The organism is Sphingobium xenophagum NBRC 107872, from assembly GCF_000367345.1.
GTDB lineage: Bacteria > Pseudomonadota > Alphaproteobacteria > Sphingomonadales > Sphingomonadaceae > Sphingobium > Sphingobium xenophagum.
This window is the reverse complement of the sequence record NZ_BARE01000111.1, coordinates 1-3,384: the sequence shown is the minus strand read 5'-3', so window position 1 is coordinate 3,384 and position 3,384 is coordinate 1. Positions and strand designations below refer to the sequence as shown.

The window sequence follows — 3,384 nt, the reverse complement described above, 5'->3', positions numbered from 1 at the left end:
GTGTGCCGGATAGCCCTCTCCTCTCGCTCGGTCAATCCGATTGGCCCGAGGAATGCCGCACCCGAGAGGACCCGGCGGGCATGGGCTTCTTCAGCCTGGCCGGTCTCGACACCGTGGTCAGTTCACGGAGTGCGAGCTGCGCTTTTTTACTTGCGATTGCAGGTGATGCCTGGACCGGCGAGGCCGACATCGACGTGCTCCCGTGGGATGGAGCGCCCGGCACGGCGATCGCTTTCCGGTTCGAACCGCAGCCCGACGGGAAACTCGAACGCTGCGTCGAGGCGGCGGCCAGGTTCTTCCCACTCCCTGTCACTTACAACACCAAGGAACTCACCCGGGCCGACTTCCTTGCTGATGCGCACAAAGTCATCGAGCGCGACGGGTTTCGCATCGGCGTTTTCCGCGACCGGCACTCGCCGCATGTGGCGACGCTCAACTTCCATGGCGTGACCCTGAAACACAACTTCCCGATCGTGAAGGAAGTCCATCACACCCAGTGGAGCGTTCAGGTCGATGTCATCGATGCACCGGATCTCGTCCTGGTGCTGCCCGCCCGCAAGGAAATCTACCGCAATGCGGCTCTCGACCGGCTTGTCGCCCTATGCCGCGATACCATCTACGCGGTCATTCGCGACGAGCCGTTCCATCGCCTGAGCTTCGAGAACTGGCTCGAGGCAAGCCTCCACCATGACGATTTTCCCCAAGCGGCACAGCAATTGCCGCTGTGGTATCCGACGCTCGCTCGCGACAGCTACCGCGAGGTGCCGCAATTTGCCGATCTCGAGCAAGGCGCTGCGATCTACGATGACACCGATTCCTTTGACGCCGTAACCTTCGGGCGCGCCTTGCGTCGCTCCAATGCTGGCGAGTTGCACCGGTTAGGCGGCATCCATACGCGCGCCTTCTACGAGCCGATCACCAATTTCATCGGCTATCCGTGGTACGATGCCCTTTCGGCCTTCGTCCGCACCGGCGAGCGCTTTACCTTCCACGATGCCATGTCCGCAGACGAAGCCATTACCGTCACCATGCGTCCGGATGCGATCACGATCGAACTGACCGACCAGTACGATCGGCGGCTTGATCTCGAAACCGACTTCGCGATCATGGACGACGCAGACTCATGGAATGATCCTGATTGCGCGCGCATTGCGTTGACACGGACCACCTCGCTCGGACCCGACGATCTCACAGACCTCATCATCGATGCCGTGTTCTCGCCGTCGGACGATTCCGATGCGGACAGCTACGATACCCAGGAAACCCGCTTCCGCCACGATGCGGCGGTGCGCGCCCATGCTATCCTTGAAGGCGAAGATTCTGCCATTCTTGCTGGCATCCGCATGGCCTTCGCCGACCGTGTAGCCTGGCGCATCCCACACGGAAGGACACTGCGTCTAAGCTGGTCGAGCACCGCTTCCGACCTTTCGCTCGATCTCGCGCAGGAGGGCTCGGCACAATGACCCGCCATCCAAAACCCGACGTCGCGCAGGTCATCACCGACCTGATTCTTGAGAAGATCGCCGCTGGCACCGCCCCCTGGCTCAAGCCCTGGACATCGACAAGCACACGACCGCTCCGCCACAACGGGGTTCCCTATTCGGGGATCAACACGTTCTTCCTCTGGGCCGTCGCCGAAAGCCGGGGTTACGCCAGCCCCTACTGGATGACTTTCAGGCAGGCTGCCGAACTTGGTGCCCATGTCCGCAAGGGCGAGAGCGGATCGTTCAGCGTGTTCTACAGCTCGGCCCGCAAGACCGACACCGATCGCCAAACCGGTGAAACGACCGAAAAGACCGTCCGCTTCATGAAGTGGAACCACGTCTTCAACGCCTCGCAGATCGACGGCCTGCCTGCGCATTACTATCCCGAGCCGCCCGATCCCAAGGCGATTGGCGCACTTTCGGCCGGTGTGCAGGCATTCCTAGATGCGATCCCGATCCGCGTGGTCCACGGCGGCGACAGCGCGCATTACACACCCAGCACCGACACCGTGACCCTGCCGCACTGCCAAGCGTTCCATTCGATCGAAGCTTACTTCTCGACCCGTTGCCATGAGCTTGGTCATGCCACAGGGAGTGCCAAGCGGCTGAACCGCCAGTTCGGCAAGCGGTTTGGGGATGACGCTTACGCTTTCGAAGAAATCGTGGCCAGCCTGACCCAAGCAACGCTCTGCGCTGAATATGGCCTCCCCAACGAGGTCCACGATAGCCATGCCTCTTACATCCATCACTGGATGAAGATCCTGCGCGGCGACAAGACCGCGATCCTGCACGCGGCGGCCAAGGCCGAACAGGCGGTCAAATGGTTGCGCCAGTTTGATCCTGCCCTTGCCGGTGAGCTCAAGGAGGCGGCCTGACGGCAACGCGAGTGCGGCTCCTTGAGTCCGCTCGCAAGCGAGGCGGGAAGGGGAGGGGGTGGGAGCCTGATGCGCCAGAGGGCGCAAAGGGAGACTTCGCCGATGAACTACGATCTCGACTTCCGCTATCGCCGTGCCCTGCAGCCCGACGCGCTGGCGACCATTCCGACCGCGACCCAAGCCGTCGTCGATGCCATGCAGGACGCGCGTAATGCCGGGATCGACCCGGCCCGCGATCCCGCGACCATCTTGCTCGCCCGCCATGTCGGACGCATTGCGCTGGGCTACGCACCTGATTTGACCTTCGCCGAGGATGTGCCACTGCGCCGCCAGTGCCTCGCCAAGATCGATGAACTCAAGTCGAAACCGGCTCTCGTCGCCCTTGCTCGCCGCGGGATCGGTTACGATCCTGAAGCCAAGCGCGCCTTCCATCGCGAAGCGCGCTCGGCGCTGCGGGTGGCGGCGCGCCATCTTGGGCTGGAGCCCGACCAGTACGACCTGCGCGGCAACTTTGCCGGTCCAGCGGTTTCGGGCGAAATCACGCTCCATGGCGACGAGATCTACGTGCAGGTCTCGATCCCCTGCATCCGTCCTGGCCGGGAGGTGATGTTTCGTCGATGCAAGGGCCGTCAGGACTATCTCGGGGACCGCAACCACTTCTGTGACATTGCCGTGCTCGCCGCGCCGCAGAGTTTCCGCGCGCTCGTCGTCCGCGAGACCGGCCTTTCCATCAATCCGCGCCAACAGGCGCTCGTCTAGGAGACAAGCCCATGGGTTGGCTGTTCATGTCTCGCGGCGGAATGGCTCCGTTCGCCACGCCAAAGGCCTATCTCGACAATCAATGCACCTACCCGCCCGACCCCGAGAAAGGGCGGGCGACGGGCCTCCGGGTCCTTAAGTCGACCGTTCGCTCGGGCGCCTATTATGCAGCTTGCCAGAGCTACGATTCCGAGAGTCCGCGCGAGATTTTCGCCATCATCTGTTTGGTGAAGTGGAATCCCGGCGCACGGAGCGGAGAGGAGTTC

The 3,384-nt window shown here is 62.6% G+C and carries 4 protein-coding genes; all 4 read left to right on the top strand.

Features of this window, described 5'->3' with window-relative positions; translation table 11 throughout:
- On the top strand, window positions 1-1,463 hold a 1,463-nt coding region (locus SX1_RS21985), incomplete at its 5' end, for a hypothetical protein (protein WP_026150051.1).
- Complete coding sequence (locus SX1_RS21980; protein WP_019054830.1) at window positions 1,460-2,359, top strand: ArdC family protein; 900 nt, start codon at window positions 1,460-1,462, stop codon at window positions 2,357-2,359. The genes SX1_RS21985 and SX1_RS21980, both read left to right, overlap by 4 nt.
- Before the next feature lie 102 nt (window positions 2,360-2,461).
- Window positions 2,462-3,118, top strand: a complete 657-nt coding sequence (locus SX1_RS21975) for a hypothetical protein (RefSeq protein ID WP_019054829.1) — start codon at window positions 2,462-2,464, stop codon at window positions 3,116-3,118.
- 11 nt (window positions 3,119-3,129) lie between these two features.
- The coding region (locus tag SX1_RS21970; RefSeq protein WP_026150052.1) for a hypothetical protein at window positions 3,130-3,384 on the top strand (255 nt) is incomplete at its 3' end.

Excerpts from the sequence above, each read along its gene's own strand:
- SX1_RS21975 (WP_019054829.1), top strand. The coding sequence starts at position 2,462 with ATGAACTACGATCTCGACTTCCGCTATCGCCGTGCCCTGCAGCCCGAC.
- SX1_RS21980 (WP_019054830.1), top strand. The coding sequence starts at position 1,460 with ATGACCCGCCATCCAAAACCCGACGTCGCGCAGGTCATCACCGACCTG.